At 67.1% G+C, this 18,847-nt stretch carries 16 protein-coding genes; 10 read left to right on the forward strand and 6 right to left on the reverse strand.

Translation table 11 applies throughout. The features are described from left to right. Window positions 1–126: 126 nt before the first annotated feature. Window positions 127–1,236 carry a 3-isopropylmalate dehydrogenase gene (leuB, locus tag VGV58_RS07920; RefSeq protein WP_326873422.1) on the forward strand — a complete coding sequence of 370 codons (1,110 nt, stop codon included), beginning with the start codon at window positions 127–129 and terminating at the stop codon, window positions 1,234–1,236. A gap of 134 nt (window positions 1,237–1,370) precedes the next feature. Next, window positions 1,371–1,766, forward strand: coding sequence for a nuclear transport factor 2 family protein (locus VGV58_RS07925; RefSeq protein ID WP_326873423.1), 396 nt, complete (start codon window positions 1,371–1,373; stop codon window positions 1,764–1,766). A 17-nt stretch (window positions 1,767–1,783) separates the two neighbouring features. On the opposite strand, the gene VGV58_RS07930 is transcribed toward VGV58_RS07925, so the two are convergent. Both VGV58_RS07930 and VGV58_RS07935 read right to left on the reverse strand, forming a co-directional pair. After that, complete coding sequence (locus VGV58_RS07930) at window positions 1,784–3,508, reverse strand: ABC transporter ATP-binding protein (protein WP_326873424.1); 1,725 nt, start codon at window positions 3,506–3,508, stop codon at window positions 1,784–1,786. A 102-nt stretch (window positions 3,509–3,610) separates the two neighbouring features. Continuing rightward, entirely contained in the window at window positions 3,611–4,531 is a 921-nt protein-coding gene (locus tag VGV58_RS07935; RefSeq protein ID WP_326873425.1) for a helix-turn-helix domain-containing protein, read from the reverse strand. A gap of 435 nt (window positions 4,532–4,966) precedes the next feature. Here VGV58_RS07935 and VGV58_RS07940 point away from each other — a divergent pair, with 435 nt between their 5' ends. From VGV58_RS07940 to VGV58_RS07950, 3 genes are all read left to right on the forward strand, one after another. Continuing rightward, window positions 4,967–5,536, forward strand: a complete 570-nt coding sequence (locus VGV58_RS07940; RefSeq protein WP_414643900.1) for an SH3 domain-containing protein — start codon at window positions 4,967–4,969, stop codon at window positions 5,534–5,536. Window positions 5,537–6,087: 551 nt separating this feature from the next. Then, complete coding sequence (locus VGV58_RS07945) at window positions 6,088–8,268, forward strand: autotransporter family protein (protein WP_326873426.1); 2,181 nt, start codon at window positions 6,088–6,090, stop codon at window positions 8,266–8,268. An 87-nt stretch (window positions 8,269–8,355) separates the two neighbouring features. Beyond that, on the forward strand, window positions 8,356–8,625 hold the full coding sequence (locus VGV58_RS07950; protein WP_326873427.1) for a hypothetical protein: 270 nt from the start codon (window positions 8,356–8,358) through the stop codon (window positions 8,623–8,625). 12 nt (window positions 8,626–8,637) lie between these two features. Here the strand turns inward: VGV58_RS07950 and VGV58_RS07955 are convergent, their stop codons facing one another. The 4 genes from VGV58_RS07955 to VGV58_RS07970 all read right to left on the reverse strand — a co-directional run bounded on the left by VGV58_RS07955 (window position 8,638) and on the right by VGV58_RS07970 (window position 13,820). Next, the gene (locus tag VGV58_RS07955) at window positions 8,638–10,593 is read right to left on the reverse strand and encodes a bifunctional 2',3'-cyclic-nucleotide 2'-phosphodiesterase/3'-nucleotidase (protein WP_326873428.1); all 1,956 of its coding nucleotides are present in this window, start codon (window positions 10,591–10,593) and stop codon (window positions 8,638–8,640) included. 74 nt (window positions 10,594–10,667) lie between these two features. Beyond that, entirely contained in the window at window positions 10,668–11,507 is an 840-nt protein-coding gene (locus tag VGV58_RS07960; protein ID WP_326873593.1) for an HTD2 family dehydratase, read from the reverse strand. A gap of 5 nt (window positions 11,508–11,512) precedes the next feature. Continuing rightward, window positions 11,513–12,670 carry an acyl-CoA dehydrogenase family protein gene (locus VGV58_RS07965; RefSeq protein WP_326873429.1) on the reverse strand — a complete coding sequence of 386 codons (1,158 nt, stop codon included), beginning with the start codon at window positions 12,668–12,670 and terminating at the stop codon, window positions 11,513–11,515. A gap of 7 nt (window positions 12,671–12,677) precedes the next feature. Beyond that, entirely contained in the window at window positions 12,678–13,820 is a 1,143-nt protein-coding gene (locus VGV58_RS07970) for a CaiB/BaiF CoA transferase family protein (RefSeq protein WP_326873430.1), read from the reverse strand. Between the two features lie 224 nt (window positions 13,821–14,044). Between VGV58_RS07970 and VGV58_RS07975 the strand changes: the two genes are divergently transcribed. From VGV58_RS07975 to VGV58_RS07995, 5 genes are all read left to right on the forward strand, one after another. Beyond that, window positions 14,045–15,340 carry an ABC transporter substrate-binding protein gene (locus VGV58_RS07975; protein WP_326873431.1) on the forward strand — a complete coding sequence of 432 codons (1,296 nt, stop codon included), beginning with the start codon at window positions 14,045–14,047 and terminating at the stop codon, window positions 15,338–15,340. 192 nt (window positions 15,341–15,532) lie between these two features. Beyond that, entirely contained in the window at window positions 15,533–16,426 is an 894-nt protein-coding gene (locus VGV58_RS07980) for a branched-chain amino acid ABC transporter permease (RefSeq protein ID WP_326873432.1), read from the forward strand. After that, window positions 16,426–17,379, forward strand: coding sequence for a branched-chain amino acid ABC transporter permease (locus VGV58_RS07985; RefSeq protein WP_326873433.1), 954 nt, complete (start codon window positions 16,426–16,428; stop codon window positions 17,377–17,379). Before VGV58_RS07980 ends, VGV58_RS07985 begins: the two co-directional genes overlap by 1 nt. Beyond that, a complete protein-coding gene (locus VGV58_RS07990; protein ID WP_326873434.1) occupies window positions 17,376–18,125 on the forward strand; it encodes an ABC transporter ATP-binding protein in 750 nt (249 codons plus the stop codon). Before VGV58_RS07985 ends, VGV58_RS07990 begins: the two co-directional genes overlap by 4 nt. Before the next feature lies 1 nt (window position 18,126). Further along, a complete protein-coding gene (locus tag VGV58_RS07995) occupies window positions 18,127–18,822 on the forward strand; it encodes an ABC transporter ATP-binding protein (RefSeq protein WP_326873435.1) in 696 nt (231 codons plus the stop codon). The last annotated feature ends 25 nt before the right edge of the window (window positions 18,823–18,847 follow it).

Genomic DNA, 18,847 nt, shown 5'->3' on the forward strand with positions numbered 1-18,847 from the left:
TCTCCCCTCCCGGCCGGGCATCGTCATGTCTGCAGCGTTGGCTCGGCTGGCTTCGCAGACGCTTGCGCACCGCGCCTTGCACCCCTAATCAGCCGGCGACGCATTCCGTGACGCGAGGCTGACCCCATGGCGAACCACAAGCTCCTGCTGCTCCCCGGCGACGGCATCGGCCCCGAGGTGATGGGCCAGGTCGAGAAGATCGTCTCCTGGTTCGAGAAGCAGGGCCTCGGCTCGTTCTCGCTCGAGCGCGGCCTCGTCGGCGGCGTTGCCTATGACACCCACAAGCAGGCGATCTCGGAAGGCGACATGAAGCTCGCCCAGGAGGCCGACGCCGTGCTGTTCGGCGCGGTCGGCGGGCCGAAATGGGCCGATGTTCCCTATCAGCACCGCCCCGAGGCCGGCCTGCTGCGTCTGCGCAAGGATCTCGGCCTGTTCGCCAACCTCCGCCCGGCGATCTGCTATCCGGCGCTGGCCTCGGCCTCGTCGCTGAAGCCCGAGGTCGTCGAAGGCCTCGACATCCTGATCGTGCGCGAGCTCACCGGCGGCGTCTATTTCGGCGAGCCGAAGGAGATCGTCACGCTCGAGGACGGCTCCAAGCGCGGCGTCGACACCCAGCTCTACACCACCGGCGAGATCGAGCGCATCTGCGCCGTCGCCTTCGAGCTGGCGCGCACCCGCCGCAACAAGGTCTCCTCGGCCGAGAAGCACAACGTCATGAAGACCGGCGTGCTCTGGAAGCAGACGGTCACCGCCCAGCACGCCCGCGATTACAAGGACGTCGAGCTCGAGCATGTGCTGGCCGACAACTGCGCCATGCAGCTGGTGCGCTGGCCCAAGCAGTACGACGTCATCGTCTGCGACAACCTCTTCGGCGACATCCTTTCCGACGTCGCGGCGATGCTGACCGGCTCGCTCGGCATGCTGCCCTCCGCCTCGCTCGGCGCAGAGGACCCGGCGACCGGCAAGCGCAAGGCGCTCTATGAACCCGTGCACGGTTCGGCGCCGGACATTGCCGGCAAGGGCCTCGCCAACCCGATCGCGATGATCGGCTCCTTCGCCATGGCGCTGCGCTACTCCTTCGGCGCTGGCGAGGCGGCCGACCGGCTCGAAGGCGCGATCGCCGACGTGCTCGGCGCCGGCACCCGCACCAAGGACATCGCCGCGCCCGGTGCCAACGCCGTCTCGACGACCGAGATGGGCGACGCCATCGTCAAGGCGCTCGAAGCCCGCGGCTGAACCCGATCGCCACCGGCACAGGAAGCGGGTGGCGACTGACGGGTGATGAAGGCTTCCTCGGAGCCATTGCGGTCGCTACGGCCGCGCTGCCTCCGAGGTTCCCGATGAATGCCGATGCTGGCGGATTTTCCGCCATGGAGTTGCTTGAGCGCATGTTTGCGGTCGAGATGCGTTTCCTGCAGCAGGACGAGGCCGATCTCGACCTGCTCGCGACCGCCTTCCATCCCGATGTCGTCGTGCACGAGCCGGCTTCCTTGCCTTATGCCGGCGACTGGCGCGGGCTCGATGGGATCGGGCGCCTGTTCAGGACGATGCGTGCGACCTGGAGCGACCTGTCGGTCGATGGCCTTCAGGCGGCCGAGACCGGCGGTACGGTCTTCATGTCCTGCACCTTGCGCCTCTCCGCCCGTGCTTCGGGACGGACGATCACGCAGCCTTTCGCGGAAGTGCTGCGCTTCGAGGGCGGGCGCCTGATCGAGGGCACACCGTTCTACTTCGATACGGCGGCCATCAGGGCTGCGCTGGCCTGACCCCGTCGGGCAACTTCTCAGCCTGCCCGCCCGCCATACTGCGCCTCATGCAGGCGCCGATAGATGCCCGGCCGCTGCACCAGCTCCTGGTGCCGGCCCTGCTCGGCGACGCCGGTCTCGTCGATGACGATGATGCGGTCGGCGTCCTGGATCGTCGCGAGGCGATGCGCGATCACCAGCGTGGTCCGGCCCTTCGACAGCTCGGCGAGCGAGGCCTGGATGGCGCGCTCGGTCTCGGTGTCGAGTGCCGAGGTCGCCTCGTCGAGGATCAGGATCGGCGGGTTCTTCAGGAACATGCGGGCAATCGCGAGGCGCTGCTTCTGACCGCCCGAGAGCTTGACGCCGCGCTCGCCGATCACCGTGTCGAGCCCGTCAGGCAGGCGCGCGATCATCTCGTCGAGCCTTGCGCGCCTTGCAGCCTCGACGATCTCGTCCTCGCTCGCCGTCAGCTTGCCATAGGCGATGTTCTCGCGCAGCGTTCCGGCGAAGAGGAAGACGTCCTGCTGGACGATGCCGATCTGGCCGCGCAGCGAGGCGAGCGTCATCTGGCGGATGTCGATGCCGTCGATCGTGATGCGCCCGCCATCTACGTCATAGAAGCGCGGCAGCAGCGAGCAGATCGTCGTCTTGCCGGCCCCTGACGGGCCGACGAAGGCGATGGTCTCGCCGGCGCGGATCGAGAGGTTGATTCCCTTCAGGATCTTGCGGTCCGGCGTGTAGCCGAAGCTGACATTGTCATAGGCGATGTCGCCCTTCAGGCTGGAGACGGCGATGGCGCCGGGCAGGTCGGCGATATCGGGCCGCGTATCGAGGAACTCGGTATAGCGCCGGAAGCCCGCAATCCCCTTCGGATAGGTCTCGATCACCGAATTGATCTTCTCGATCGGCCGGAAGAACACGGTGACCAAGAGCAGGAAGCCAACGAAGCCGCCGGCGCTGAGATCGCCGATCAGCACGTAATAGGCGCCGGCGATCATCACCGCCATCTGGGTCAGGCGCATGCCGAAATAGGAGAGCGAGGTCGAGGCCGCCATCAGCCGGTAGGCGTCGAGCTTGGTGCGGCGATAGCGCTGGTTGTCGACCGCGAACAGGCTGCGCTCGTGCTCCTCGTTGGCGAAGGCCTGGACGACGCGGATGCCGCCGACATTCTCCTCGATCCTTGCATTGAACGAGCCGACGCTGCCGAACAGTTTTTGCCAGTTCGCCGTCATTCGTCGCCCGTAACGGCTGGTCAGCCAGGCGATCAGTGGCACGATCATCGCGGTGATCAGCGCCAGCTGCGGATGCACCAGGAGCATCAGCGCGAAGGCGCCGATGAAGGTCATCACCGCGATGAACAGGTCCTCCGGCCCGTGATGGGCGACCTCGCCGATCTCTTCCAGGTCCTTGGTCAGGCGTCCGACGAGATGGCCGGTCTTCTGGTTGTCGAACCAGCCGAAGGAGAGCTTCTGCAGATGGTCGAACGCCTTGCGGCGCATCTCGGTCTCGATGTTGATGCCGAGCATGTGGCCCCAATAGGTCACCACCACCATCAGCCCGGCATTGATCAGATAGATCGCCAGCAGGCCGAGCGAGGCGATGACGATCAGGCTCCAGTTTCCGCTCGGCAGGAGCTGGTCGACGAACAGCTTCACCGCGATCGGGAAGCCAAGTTCGAGCAGCCCTGAGATCACGGCGCAGCCGAAATCGAGCAGGAACAGGCCGCGATGGGGGCGGTAATAGGCGAAGAAGCGGGCGAGCATGGCGGGCGGGCTTTAGCATGCGGCGCGGCGGCGAGCCATGAGCTGCGGGCGGGGCAGGGGCTGCCGCAGCGCTGGCGCCGATTGGTTCGCGTTCGCCGTGTGTCAGCGTGAGCTCGTCTTGCCCTGTTCCGCCGCTTCCCGGAACTCCCCCGGAGCCATGCCGAACTCGCGCCGGAACATCCGGTTGAAATTGGCCTGATCGAGGAAGCCGGACCTGAACGCGACAGAGCCGATCGCCGCCGCGGGCTCGGCCAGCAGGAGGGCGTGGGCATGCTGCAGTCGTGCGGCCCAGATCGCCGCAGCCACGCCCGTCGGCTCATGCTCGAAGGCACGATAGAGCGAGGCGCGCGAGCAGCCCAATGCGGTCGCCAGCACTTCGACGGTCAACTCCGGATCGGCATGGCGCTGCGCGATCAACTGGCGTGTCGCGGCCAGGAGCGATGGCTTGTCGCGCTCCATCGGATAGGCAGCGTCGCCAGCCAGCGCGAGACGCGCGAACCGAACGGCGATATCGACGGCGATGTGCCGCTCGTCGCTCGACAGGGTGTTCATCTCGGTTGCGAGCGCGCGCAGATGGGAGATCAGGAGCTTGACCGCGCCGCCTTGCGCCAGGCGCCCGACGCGCTGGCGGCCAGCGCTGCGCTGGAACACCACGCCGAGCTCGCGGTGCTCCAGCCAGTTCGCCCGGATCGGCCGGGCGAAATCGGTGACATAGACGTCGCCCGCCCGCAGCAGCAGGCGGCTATCGTCGAAACTCACCTCGGAGCGCCCATCCAGGACGAGCCCGACATAGATCTCGTCGCCCTTGTCGGCCCGGCAGCGCTGCTGCGAGCGCTCGACCCGGATCGAAGTGGAGAAATGGTCCCAGAATTCCCCGGCATCGCCGGCCACGCGTCGCAGCCTGGCATGGAAGGGCGCGGCATCCTTGCCACGCCGCTCGATCGACATGCGCTTCAGGACTGTCTGGGACCAGAAGTCCAACGGGTCGCCCCGCTCAAGCCCGCTGGTGGATATCTCCATCATGCCAGCTCTGCGCCCCCGTCGAGATCGATGACCGCCGCCATGTGAGACGCGCCGGCCCAAGCCCGCCGGTCGAGCATCAGGGCAGGAATCGGCGCGTTGGATGACGAGACCTTGGCTCGCCTGAGACGGCAGGACAAGTCGCCAGGAGACGCTACGCCTAACAGCTCCTTGTGCCGGCAATCCACAATTGTGTCGGATTCTGCTGGAGGAGGGCGAGTGCCCAGCTTACGTCGCTTGTCTGGAACGTGCTTCGCCCGGCTCGCGCGACATGCTGCTGTTGCTGCTGTCGGCCTGGCGCTTGTTCTCGCTTCTCACCCCGCTTCGGCTCAATCGGGGCGCGGCGGCTTTTTCGCCGGCACCTGGTCGGTACGGCTCACCGATTCTTTCGGGAGCCGGCAGAGCTGCAGCATCGAGTTGACGGCGCCGGGCAGCATCATGGGCGGCAATCGCGCCAATCCCCGCGGCTGCGGTGCCGCTCTGGCCAATGTATCGCGCTGGCAGGAACGGCGCGGCGGCATTTCGCTGAACGATATCTCCGATAGGCCGCTCATCGTGCTCCGCGCCGGGCGTGGCGGGCTGTCCGGAACCGACGAGGCCGGGCGCCCGATCCGGCTGAGTGCTGCCGGGGGGCAGGGCGGCTACGCGACTGGCCAGCCCTCATTCGGCTGGTCGCCGTTTTCGCCGGGATGCTCGGTCTATTACGGGCAGTCGGAACGCTGCGCCGAGACCTGGGACATGACCGCGCCCCGGCTCGCGCCAGGACAGACCGCGACGGTCAGGATCGTCTACCCCGCCAATCTGCGCCAGTCGCCCTCGCTCGGCGCGCGTATCCTCGCCCTCATCCCCGTCGACGCCTGCATCATCGCCGACTCCTGCGCGCGGCAGGGCGATGGGGCGCAATGGTGCCGCATGCACTGGTCCGGCTTCACCGGCTACGTCGTGAAGACCTTCGAGCGCGACGGGCGACGGCAAATTCTCTTCTCGAACGGCTGTGGGCCCGGTTGATGGTCGTGATGATCCAAAATGCGCCGCTGAGGCCCTTCTGCAGCCACGCCGCGGCCCGCCGCCCCGCTCTTTTGACCGGGGTCGCGGCGCTGGTCCTCGTCCCGCTTGTCCTGTCGGCCCCGGCGCTTGCCGATGGGGGGGAGGGCGGCAAGACCACCCTCGGGAATGTTCCTGGCGGGACGGGCGGTGTCGACAATCCGACTGGCCCAGGTGGCGCGGGCAGTAGCGGGCTTTCGGTCAGTATAGTGCCGTGGCAGTTGACCGTATCAGGCAGCGGTGGAGGAGGAGCCGGCGCTGGTGTCGGTGGCGCGGGAGGAGTGGGCAAAGGAGGCACCGGCGCCGGCGGAGCGGGCGGGGTCCACGGCTATGTGGGCTCGGATCTGCCGTCAGGATTATCCACCGGTACTGCTGGCGGCCGTGGAATGTCGACCGGCGGTGGCGGAGGAGGAGGCGGAGGCGGTTTTGGTGCGGTGGTCACCGGCGCGGGAGTCAGCGGGACCATCTCCGGAAACATCTCAGGTGGAAATGGCGGAGACGGTGGGAGTGGCTCTTTGGCTGGGGCATCCGGGGGCTCCGGCGGTTCCGGTGGTTCCGGCGGCATCGGGCTGATGTTCACGGATGTCAGCGAGCCGGCCAGTGTGGCCGTGACGAGCACGGTGCAGGGCGGGGCGGGTGGAGCGGTGGGGATGTACGCGATGCCGCCCAACAGAGCCGGAAACGGTGGGGTCGGTATCGTCGGCTCGAACCTGTCGATCGTCAATCACGGCACGATCTCGGGCGGCCGCGGCGGGGCTGCAGTTTCCCAACCGTCCGGCCGAGGTGACGGCGGTGACGGGGTAGTCGGCTCGGACCTGTCGATCACCAACACCGGCACGATCGCGGGCGGGTTCTCCGGCGATGGCCGGACGCAGGCGGCCGCGATCCGTTTCACCGGGGGCTCGAATACGCTCACCTTCGGCAACGCCAGCTCGGGCCTGAGCGGCGGTATCGTGATCGAGGCCGGCGTGCTGACCTTCGCCCAGGCGACGGATGTGACGGTCGGCAACGAGATCAGCGGCGCCGGCAGCGTAATCAAGACGGGAGCTGGCACGCTCACCCTCACCGCGGCCAACACCTACACCGGCGGGACGACGGTCTCGGGCGGCAAGCTGGTGGTCAACGGCTCGCTCGCAGGTACGGTGACGCTCGCGGGCGGCACGATCGGCGGCTCGGGCACGATCGGCGGATTGGACATTGCCAGCGCTGCGACGGTCGCACCCGGCAACTCGATCGGAACGCTCACCGTTTCCGGCAACGTCACCGTGGCTGAGGGGGCGACCTATCAGGTCGAGATCAATGCCGCCGGGCAGAGCGACAAGGTCGTGGCATCGGGCTCGGCGACGATCTCGGGCGGCACGATTCGGGTCGTAGCCGAAAGCGGCAACTACGCGGCGGGCACGACCTACACCATCCTGACCGCTGCGGGTGGGGTGGCCGGCGCATTCAGCGCGGTGACCTCGAACCTCGTCTTCCTGACGCCGTCGCTTGGCTATGACAGCAATAATGTCAGCCTGACCATGACCCGCAACGACACCGGCTTCATCGATGTAGCCGTGACGCGGAACCAGGGCTTCATCGCGGCGGCAGCCGAGGCGCTCGGCGCTGGCAACCCGGTCTATGGCACCTTGCTATCGAGCACCGCCGATCAGGCCCGCGCCGGCTTCGATCTGCTCTCGGGCGAGGCGCATGCGCAGGCGGTCAGCGTGATGATCGATGAGAGCCGGCTGGTGCGCGACACCATTCTCGGCCATCTGCGCGGCCCGCTGCTGACGCAGGCTCCCGGCCAGGTCGCAGGCGCCTTCACCGCTGACCTGCCCGGTCGCAAGGGCGGGGTGGTGATGCCCGCCCCGGTGCCACAGCCGCGCTACGCGCTCTGGGGCACGGCCTTCGGCAGCACCGGCAACACCGACGCCGACGGCAATGCCGCGAGCATGAGCCGCCGCAGCGGCGGCGCGCTGCTTGGTGCCGACTTCATGCTCTACGATGCGCCGGGTTCCTCGCTGAAGGTCGGCGTCGCCGGCGGCTACAGCCAGTCGCGCTTCGATCTCGACGCCCGCCTGTCATCGGCCAGGCTCGAGAGCGGCCATGCCGCACTCTATGCCGGCGCCCGCTTCGGCCAACTCCGTCTCGACGTCGGCGCCGCCTACACATGGTCGGAGAGCGACATCCGCCGCCAGGTCGCGGTCCGCGGCTTCGGCGATGCGCTGCGGCTGCAACGGCCGGGCTCGGTGATGCAGGGCTTCGCCGAGCTCGGCTACGGCTTTGCCTTCAGCGGCTTTGCGCTCGAACCCTTCGCGCAACTAGCGCTGATCCGCGTCAGCACGGATGCCGGCACGGAACGCGGCGGGGCGGCGGCCTTGCGGGTGCTCTCCAGCGACCAGACGCTCGGCTTCACCACGCTCGGCCTGCGCGCCGAGGCGCAGATCGGGGCGATGCCGCTGTTCGCGCGGGGCATGCTCGGCTGGCGTCATGGCTTCGGCGAGCTCACGCCGCAGGCCCGCACCGCCTTCGTCACCGGCACGACGCCGGCCACGGTCTTCGCTGCCAAAATCGACCGCGAGGCCCTCGTCGCCGAGGCCGGGCTCGACTGGCGCATCTCCTCCGCCACCGCGCTCGGCCTGACCTACTCGGCGGCTGTCGGCGAGCGCTCGCGTGACCACGCCCTCAAGGGCAGGGTCGAGATGAGGTTCTGAAGGCGCAGCGGAGGTACCAATCTTACCTTGTTGACGTGCCTGAGGCTGGCGTCACGATCGCTCCTCCACTGGGGAGGGCAGGCCGTGGTGAAATTGGCGCTTATTGCCGGGGCGGCAGCTGCGTTCATCTTGGTCTGTGGCGCGCCCGTCCGTGCGCAGGAGGGCTGCAAGCAGATCACCAGCTCCTGCTCGGCACTCTTCAAGAACTGCGAGCAGAACTGCAACAAGGTCGGCAGCAATCCGTCCGCTTGCGTTGCCCGCGTCTGCACGCCGCCGCTCGCCGGCTGCAAGTCGAACGGTGTCTGGCGCAGCGTCCAGAGCGGCTCAGCCTGCTGGGCTACCAAGAACAAGTCCTGAGCGGCCGGAAGGCTATCCCCCCAGCCGGTACTTCACGAACCCTTCGCCTGCATCGCCGACCGGCTGCGCCTTCAGCGCCTCCGGCTTCTTGCTCACGGCGGCGGGCGAGGTCGGGAAGGTGACGTTGACGTTCGCAGGCAGCGGCTTCAGCGACCAGTTGTTGTCGGCGGCCGGGTTGATCGTCTTCTTCTCGATGATGAAGCGCACGATCACGTCGCGGTTGAGGTCGGGCGCCTCCAGCACCACCGTCGTCTTGGTGCCCGGGAAATTGCCGCCGCCGGAGGCGCGGTAATTGTTGGTGACGACGATGAACTCAGCCTTCTCGTCGATCGGCTTGCCCTGATAGGCGAGGTCGACGATGCGATGGGCATCAGGCGTGACCAGCTTGCCGTCGCCGTCATAGCGCGAGGCTTGCGTCACATCGATCTGGTAGGTGACGCCGTCGATCACGTCGAAATTGAAGGCCGGGAAGCCGGGATTGATCAGCGGCTGCTCTTCGGTCTTGGCCACGTCGATATGGTTGAAGATGCCGGCCGAGCGCTCCAGCCACTCGCGGAGCTGCGCGCCGGTGACTTTCACGATCTGCACCGTGTTCGGGTAGAGATAGATGTCGGCGACGTTCTTGATCGCGATCGGCCCGGCCGGGATGTCGGTGAAGAAGGCGGGACCTGCGCGCCCGCCCGATTTGAACGGGGCTGCGGCCGAGAGGATCGGCAGATCCTTGTGCGGCGTCTGCGCCATCAGCGGCTTGGCGTAGGCGATCTGCGCCTCGGCCACGATCTGCACGGACGGGTCGTCGGCGACGAGGGCAAAGTAGCTGTTGATCGGTGCGCTCGTGGTGCCGACCGGCTCGCGCATATAGCTCAGCGTTGCCTCGTGATCGGCCTTCACCGTGGCGAGCACGGCCGCTTCGACCTCCGCCTTCGGCACGATCTTGCGGTCGGGCGTGCGCTCATAGATCGGCTTGGGATCGACCTTGAAGTCGGCGATGCGCCAGCGCCCGTCGCGCTTCTCCAGCTCGAGGTCGACGATGCCGACATGCGAACCCCAGAAGCCGGGCTGGCAAGCCGGCTTGCCGTGCAGCGAGCCCTTCTTGTTGTCGACGCCGGGAATGCCGTCGAAGGCCTTGCCGCCGGGGAAGACGAGATGCTGGTGCCCGGTCAGTACGACGTCGATGCCGTCGAGCTTGGCGAGGTGCAGCGCCGCGTTCTCCTCGCCGCCCTTGCGCTCGCCGCCGGCGATGCCGGAATGGCAGAGCGCGATGGTGAGGTCGGGGTGAGCCAGCGCGATCTCCGGCAGGTACTTTTGCGCGGCCTCGACGATGTCGGTCGCCGTCACCTTGCGGTCGAGATTGCCCTTGTCCCATTGCATGATCTGCGGCGGCACGAAGCCGATCACCGCAATGTTGAGGACATGCCTCATCCCGGCCTCGTCCTCGAAGCTCTGCTCGAAGATGCGCCAGGGCTCGATCAGAGTGCCGCCGCCGACCCGGTCGACATTGGCGCAGACGATCGGGAACTCGGCGCGGGCGAGGCCGTGCTCGAGGAACTCCAGCCCGTAATTGAACTCGTGATTGCCGAGCGTGCCACACTGATAAGGCAGGGCATTCATCGCGGCGATCATCGGATGGGTTTCGCCGGCTTTCAGCCCCTTCTTGTAGGCGACGAAATCGCCGAGCGAGGAGCCCTGCAGGAAGTCGCCATTGTCGAAGAGCAGGCTGTTCTTCGCGTCCGCCTGCGCTGACTTGATCAGGCTCGCCGTCTTGGCGAGGCCGACCGTGTCGTCGGGCGCATCGCGGAAATAGTCGTAGGGCACGACGTTGACATGGAGGTCGCTGGTCTCCAGCAGCCGGAGCTTGAGCCTGGCGGGCGCCTGCGCTGCCAGCCCTGTGGGCAGGGCCCCGGTTGCGGCGATGGCGGCCCCGGCCTTGAGCGTGTCGCGGCGGCTGAAACGGGGGGCGCGGTCCATCATCGGCTCCTGAAGCAAGGTGCTGCGACAGACGCTAGCACCATGGCAGGACCGTGACACGGGAGAAGATGAGCCTAGCGGCTCACGCCCTCCATCCGCACCCGCCCGTCGGCACCTTCGGTCCAGGCAGCGATGGCGCCGTCCTCCAGCCGTTTAGCCTTCACCTGGAACGCTTCGCCGGCGATCAGCGGCGCGAGCCCGCGATAGTCGAGCCGGATCGGTTCGCCGCCGGAGAGGGTGGCGATGATGTTCATGATCAGCGTCGCCTGGATCGGCCCGTGGACGACGAGCCCGGCATAGCCCTCGACGCCGGTGACATAGGGCTGGTCGTAGTGGATCCGGTGGCTGTTGAAGGTGATCGCCGAATAGCGGAACAGCAGCACCGGATCGGCCTCGACCGTCCAGGTCAGATCGGCCGCGCGCGGCTCGGCCGGAGCAGCGGTTGGCGGCGGCTCGGCGCCGGGCTTGGCTGCCTCGCGATAAACAATGTTGTGGCGCTCGCGCAGCGCGACGCCGCGGGCAGTGACGAGTTCATGGTCGACGGCGACGAAGCAGAGCGGGCCGCTGCGGCCGTCCTTGTAGGAGACGTCGCCGATGGTCGAATGGCGGGTGACCTCGTCGCCGGTTCGCAAGGGCGCGATCGTCTCGATCCGCCCGCCGGCCCACATCCGGCGCGGCAATTCGACTGGTGGCAGGAACTCGCCCTTGGCGGCATGCCCATCCGGGCCGAGGGCCGCCATCGGCGAGATCGGCGGCGCCAAGCACCAGTGCAGGGCGAGTGGTGCCTCGCCTTGGGCATAGGGCGCCAGATGCGGCGCGAACGTCGCCTCATAGCTGGCGACGAGCCGCGGCGTGATCAGATCGGAAGCCTGCTCAGTCTTGCCGATCCAGGACTTCAGATGGTCGATATTCATCTGGCTCAATAGCTTCTCGGCATGCCGAGCACATGCTCGGCGAGATAGGACAGGATCAGGTTGGTCGAGATCGGTGCGACCTGGTAGAGCCGGGTCTCCCTGAACTTGCGCTCGATGTCGTATTCCTCGGCGAAGCCGAAGCCGCCATGCGTCTGGATGCAGGCATTGGCGGCCTCGAAGGAGGCGTCCGCCGCCAGCAACTTGGCCATGTTGGCCTCGGCGCCGGGATTGGCGCCGGCCTCGTAGAGGCGGATCGCCTCGCGCACCATCAGTTCGGCGGCGCGCATATTGGCGTAGGCCCTGGCGATCGGGAACTGGATGCCCTGGTTCTGGCCGATCGGCCGGCCGAAGACCTGGCGGTCCTTGGCATAGCCCGACGCCTTGTCGATGAACCATTTGGCGTCGCCGACGCATTCGGCCGCGATCAGGATGCGCTCGGCGTTCATCCCTGAGAGGATGTAGCGAAAGCCCTTGCCCTCCTCGCCGACGAGGTTTGCCGCCGGCACCTTCACATTGTCGAAGAAGACCTCGGTGGTGGCGTGGTTCATCATCGTCCGGATCGGCCGGATGGTGAGACCGGCCTGATGTGCCTCGCGCATGTCGAGGATGAAGACCGAGAGCCCGTCGGTGCGCTTTTGCACCTGATCGCGCGGCGTGGTGCGGGCGAGCAGCAGCATCAGGTCGGATTGCGCCGCCCGGCTGGTCCAGATCTTCTGGCCGTTGACGATGTAGTGGTCGCCCTCGCGCCTAGCAGTGGTACGCAAGGCAGTGGTGTCGGTGCCACTGGTCGGCTCGGTGACGCCGAAGGCCTGCAAGCGCAATTCGCCCGAAGCGATCTTCGGCAGATAGCGCTGCTTCTGGTCGGCGCTGCCATGGCGTAGCACCGTCCCCATCACATACATCTGGGCATGGCAGGCGCCGCCATTGCAGCCCTGGCGCTGGATCTCCTCCATGATCGCTGCTGCAGCCGAGAGCGTGAGCCCGGCGCCGCCATACTCCTCCGGGATCAGCGCCGAGAGGAAGCCGCTCTGCGTCAGCGCCGTGACGAATTCGCTGGGATAGGCCATCTCGCGGTCGAGCTTGCGCCAGTACTCGCCGGGATAATCCGCGCACAGCTTCGCGACCGCCTCGCGGATGTCGGAATGGTCGTTGGGTGTCGTCATGCTCATCTCAGGCTGACCGCGCTGCCTTGGCCGCGAATTCGCGGCGCAGTGGTTCGTCATGCTCGCCGAGGCCGGGCGGCGCCCGCATCGGCACGCGCTGGCCATCGACCAGCACCGGCGGCGCCAGCACCTCGATCGGGCCGTTCGGAGTCGGAACAGGCAGGGCGGTCGCGGCCGGGTGGTTGATCAGATCGGACATGGTCGAGACCGTGCCATAGGCGATGCGGGCCGCATCGAGCCCGGCTGCCGTCTCGGCAAAGCTACGGGTAGCGAGAGTCGCCTGTATCGCGGCGTCGAGGGCAGGGCGGTTGCGCACGCGCAGCACATTATTGGCGAAGCGCGGGTCTTCCAGGAGGTCGCCATTGCCCAGTACATCGCGGGCCAGGATCTGCCATTCGCGCTCGCTCTGGATCGAGATCAGCACCTCGGCATCGGCGAGGCGGAAGACGCCATAGGGCGCGATGGAAGGGTGGGCGAGGCCGAGCCGTGGCGGCTCGATCCCGCCATAGCGCCGGGTCAGATAGGGCACGTTCATCAGGTCGGCGATGGTGTCGAACAGCGAGAGCTGGATGCGCGAGCCCTCGCCGGTACGACCACGCCGGATCAGCGCCTCCAGGATCGCGGCATAGGCGGCGTTGCCGGTGGCGATGTCGGCGATCGAGATGCCGATCCGCGTCGGGCCGGAGTCGGGGCTGCCGGTGACGGCGGCAAGGCCGGCTTCCGCCTGGATCAAGAGGTCATAGGCCTTCTTGGTGTAATGCGGCGTGCCGGGCGCATAGCCGGAGATGTCGCAGGTGATCAGTTTCGGATGGCGCTGGCGCAGCGCCTCGCTGCCGATGCCGAGCCGGTCGGTGGCGCCGGGCGCGAAGTTCTGGATGAAGACATCGGCCTCGGCCAGCATCGCCTCGACCAGAGTGAGGTCCTTCGGATCCTTGAGATCGACCCGGCAGGATTCCTTGCCGCGGTTGATCCAGACGAAATAGGAGGACAGCCCTCCGGCATAGTCGTCATAACCGCGCGAGAAATCGCCTTCCTCGCGCTCCAGCTTGATGACGCGGGCGCCGGCATCGGCGAGCCGGCAGCTCGCCATGGGAGCGGCCACCGCCTGCTCCAGCGCCACCACCAGGATTCCATCGAGAGCATTGGTCATCAGTCAGTCGCGCGCCTTCCGTTCCGCGCGAGAGATCGTCGTCGGCCCGATGAAGTCAAATAGCGTTTCGCGATGGCGGCCATAGCGCCCGCTCCATAGAAAAACCCTATGGCCTTCATCGCTTTATCCTTCTTGTCCGAGTGCTGGCTCTATGCGCCCCTTTTCGCCGGACGAGGCGCCGCTGAAGAGCGCCCGATGTCATGCGAGGTTCAGGGAGGATGCTCATGAAGACGATGAAACTGGCGCTGGCCGCGCTGGCTAGTACGCTGCTCGCAGGCTCGGCTTGGGCGCAGGACAAGCCGAAGGAACTGGTGGTCGGCATCGCCACCTTCCTGTCTGGGCCGGCCTCGGTGTTCGGCGTGCCCGGCCGCAATGCTGCCGACCTCTTGATCGCGGAGATCAACGCCAAGGGCGGCGTGCTCGGCGTGCCGCTGAAACCGGTCTATGTCGACGAAGGCGCCGGCACCAACCAGCTCCTCTCCGAATATCGCCGCGTCGTGCAGGAGCAGGGCGCGCAGGTGATGCTGGGCGCGATCTCGTCCGGTTCCTGCAACGCGCTCGCCCCGGTCGCGGAGGACCTCAAGGTCGTCAACGTGATGTGGGATTGCGGCACGCAGACCATCTTCGAGGACGGCAAGTGGAAATACTCCGTCCGCACCCAGGCCCATGCCGGCGCCGAGATGATGGCGACGCTGCTCTACCTGATGAAGGTGAAGCCCGACTTCAAATCGGTCGCGGTGGTCAACCAGGACTACGCCTGGGGCCGTGAATCCTGGGCCCTGCTGCAGGCCGGCCTCAAGGCGCTGAAGCCCGACGTCAAGGTCGTCGCCGAGCTCTTCCCGAAATTCGGCGCGCCTGATTTCTCGACCGAGATCACGCGGCTCTCGGCGCTGCGGCCCGATGTGGTGATCTCGACCTCCTGGGGCGGCGATCTCGACACCTTCGTCCAGCAGGCGGCGGCGCGCGGCCTCTTGAAGCAGTCGACCTTCGTGCTGCCGCTGGCCGAAAGCTCGCTGGAGCGGCTCGGTAATGTCCTGCCGGAAGGCGTGATCGTAGGCAGCCGCGGCGACCATTACTGGCGGCATCCCAAGCACAAGGACACGCCGGAGATGCAGTCCTTCGTCAAGGCGTACAAGGACAAGACCGGCGTCTATCCGATCTATCCGACCTTCCACATGCAGCAGGCCCTGACCGGCCTGGTGAAGGCCTATGAGAAGGCGGGCGCCGGCGGCAAATGGCCGAGCAAGGAAGCGGTCATCGTCGCCTTCGAGGGGCTGGAGTTCAAGTCGCTGACCGGCACGATCACCATCCGCGCGGATCATCAGGGGCTGGAGGATCAGCTGCTCGGCACGACCAAGCGGGTGCCGGAATTCCCCTTCGCGGTCTACGACAAGATGGCGCTCTATCCCGGCAAGCTGGTGACCACGCCGCTCGGCGAGAAGTCGCTCGACTGGTTCGCCAAGGTGAAGCCCGACCTCGTCACCGACAAGTCGATCGAGACCTTCGACTACGCGAAATAAATGCCGCCACGACGCCCGTCATTCCGGACAAGCGGCTTTAGCCGCGCCGCTCCGGAATCCATCGTAGAGCACTGTTCCCTACGATGGATTCCGGCGCTCCGCTTCGCTGCGGCCGGAATGACGGGGCCGGCTTGAATCAAAGCCTCAAGCACTTGAATCAGAATCTGAAGAACGGGTCGTATGCCTCCTGAAATGCTTCTCCTCGCCGCGCTTGACGGCCTGGCCTATGGCTCGCTGATCTTCCTGGTCGCGGTCGGGCTGTCGCTGATCTTCGGCGTGCTCGGCATCGTCAATGTCGCCCATGGCTCGTTCTATGCGATCGGCGCCTATGTTGCGGCGGCGGCCGTGCTTGCCCTCGGTGCCGCCGGCCTGCCGACCTGGCTCGCCTTTCCGGCTCTGCTGCTTGCCGCCGCGCTGGTCGGCATCCTGGTCGGCGGCCTCGTTGAGATCGCCCTGCTGCGCCGGGTCTATGGCAAGGAGGAGGTGCTGCAGCTCATCGTCACCTTCGCCGTCTTCATGATCCTGGAGGACGCGCAGAAGGTCGTCTTCGGCGTGCAGCCCTATTTCGCCAACGCCCCGATGAACTGGCTCGGCACGGTGGAGGTCTTCGGCATCTTCTACACCACCTACCAGCTCATCCTGATGCCGCTGGTCGCAGCTGTGGTCCTGCTCGGACTGCGCTTCTTTCTGCGCCGTACCAGCTTCGGCCGCGCCATCGTCGCGGTGACGCAGGACCGCGAGGCTGCGACCGCGATGGGCATCGATGCGGCGCGGGTCTACCTGATCACCTTCATCATCGGCGCTTCGCTGGCAGCGCTTGGCGGCGCGCTCGCCTCGGCGACGACATCGCTCACCCCCGGCATCGGCGCCGGCACGCTCGTCCTCTCTTTCGCGGTGGCCGCGACCGCCGGCCTCGGCCGGATCGAGGGCGCGGCGGTGGCGGCGCTGCTGATCGGCCTCGGGCGCTCGGCTGCAGTCTATTTCGCGCCGGAATTCGACGTGCTGATCCCCTACCTGATCATGATGCTCGTGCTGCTGGTCCGTCCTCAGGGCCTGTTCTCGACCGTGCAGACGAGGAAGGTGTGATGGCGCGCCAGTTCGTCTTCGGCCTCGCGCTGGTCGCGGCGCTCGCGGTCTTCCCGCTGTTCTCGCCCTGGTCGACGGTGATCCTCACCGTCGCGCTCTGCGAGGGGCTCGCGGCGCTCGGCATCATGGTGCTGCTGCGCGCCGGCCAGGTCTCCTTCGGCCACGGACTGTTCTTCTCGTTCAGCGCCTATGCCGTCGCCTTCCTGGCGGCTGCCAAGATCGGCCACGAGGCGCTGATCCTGATCCCGGTCGGCATGGCGGCATCGGGCCTGCTCGCGGCGATCGTCGGCCTCTTCGTCGTGCGCTACCGCGCGATCTTCTTCGGTATGCTCAACCTCGCCATCTCCATGGTGTTCTTTTCGCTGCTGGAGAAGCTCTTCCCGATCACCGGCGGCGCCGACGGCAAGCGCGTGCCGCGGCCCACCTTCGCCGGCATCGAGTTCGGCCGCGAGCAGTTCGAGCTCGCGACCTTCTATGTCACGCTCGTGCTCTGCATCGTCGCGGCGCTCTTCGTCGCGCGTTACCTGCTCTCGCCCGGCGGCAAGGCGCTGGAGGCGATCAAGTCGAACGAGACGCGGCTCGAATATCTCGGCGTCTCCCCGCGCAAGGTGCTCTACGGCGCCTATCTGCTCTCCGGCCTGCTGGCGGGCTTGGGCGGGGCGATCATCGCGCTGGTCTCCGGCCACGTCACGCCGGAGCTGGCCTATTGGGTGCGCTCGGGCGAGTTCGTCTTCATCGCGATCCTCGGCGGCATCGGCGGCGTCGCCGGGCCTTTCCTCGGGGCGTTGATGTTCCAGATCATCCGCGGCTATGCCGCCGTCTATGCGCCCGAGACTTGGCATGCCGTGCTTGGCGTCATGCTGCTGATCATCATCTTCTTCGCGCCGGCGGGCCTCTACGGCATCGTCGCGGGCAAGGGCGGCAAGCCGCAGCGCGAGGAGGGCGGGCGATGAGCGGCGTCATCCTCGAGGCTGATGACCTCCATCTGCGCTTCGGCGGCGTGCAGGCGGCGAACGGCGCCTCGCTCAAGGTGGCGGCGAACGAGCGCATCGCCATCATCGGCCCGAACGGCGCCGGCAAGACCACCTTCATCAATCTCTGCACCGGCTATCTCAAGCCGCAATCCGGGCGAGTGGTCTTCAACGGGCAGGATGTGACACGCCTCTCGCCGCAGGCGATCACCCGCCTCGGCATCGGCCGCTCCTTCCAGATCCCGCAGCTCTTCCTCGACAACACCGTGATCGAGAACCTGCTGCTGGCACTCTCGGCCCGCGAAGGCTCGTGGTCGCCTTTCCTCGCCATGCAGCGCCATCCGAAAGCCGAGGAGATGTGGGCGCTGCTCGATCTGGTCGGTCTGAAGGAGACCGGCAACCGTATCGTCCGCGAATTGCCGGAGGGCATGCGCAAGCTGATCGACATTGCCGTCGCGCTCGCGCTCGAACCGAAGCTGATCTTCATGGATGAGCCGACCAGTGGGGTGTCCTCGACCGAGAAATTCCAGGTGATGGACACGCTGACCCGCGTGCTCGACGCCCGCGCCACCACGGCGGTCTTCGTCGAGCACGACATGGACGTGGTCGCCCGCTACGCCAACCGCGTCGCGGTCTGGACCGGCGGGCGCATCGCCCATCAGGGCACGCCGGAGGAGATCCTCAGCCATCCAGAGGTGCGCGAGACCGTGATCGGGGTGGGGGTCTGAGATGCTGGAGATCAGGGAGCTCTCGGCGCAGATCGAAGGCGTGCAGGTACTGCGCCGGGCCACGCTGTCGCTGGAGGAGGGCGCGACCGTCGCCCTCATCGGCCGCAACGGCGCCGGCAAGACCAGCCTGCTGCGCGCCATCATGGGCTTCATGACGGTGACCGGCGGCGCCATCAGCTTCGACGGCAAGCCGCTCGACGGGGTGAAGGCGCATGAGCGGCCGCGCCTCGGCATCGGCTACGCGCCGGAGGATCGCCGGCTGTTCTCGACCTTCACCATCGAGGAGAACATCCGCCTGCCGGCCGAGGTGATGAAGCTCGGCGAGGCCGAGATCGCGCGAAGGCTGGAGCGCATCTATGCGGTGCTGCCAGAACTCGCCGATCTGCGCCAGCGTCCCGCCGCCGGTCTCTCCGGCGGGCAGGGCAAGATGGCGGCGCTCGCCCGGGCGCTGATGGTCGGCAGCCGCGTCATCCTGCTCGACGAGCCTTTCCAGGGCCTCGCCCCTGTGCTGGCCAACCGCTATGCCGCTGCCCTGCGCGCCTTGCGCGACAGCCATCCCGACATCGCCTTGCTGATCACCGAATCCAACCCCAGTCTGCTGCGCAACTTCGCAGGCCGGGCCTATGCGATCGAGCGCGGCGAGGTCAGCGAGACCGTGCTGGCGCAGAGCTCGCTCGCCGCCGCCGGGCTGCATTGAGACAAGACGAGACGGCATCGCCGTA

Source organism: Allobosea sp. (genome assembly GCF_035944895.1).
Taxonomy (GTDB): Bacteria; Pseudomonadota; Alphaproteobacteria; order Rhizobiales; family Beijerinckiaceae; genus Allobosea.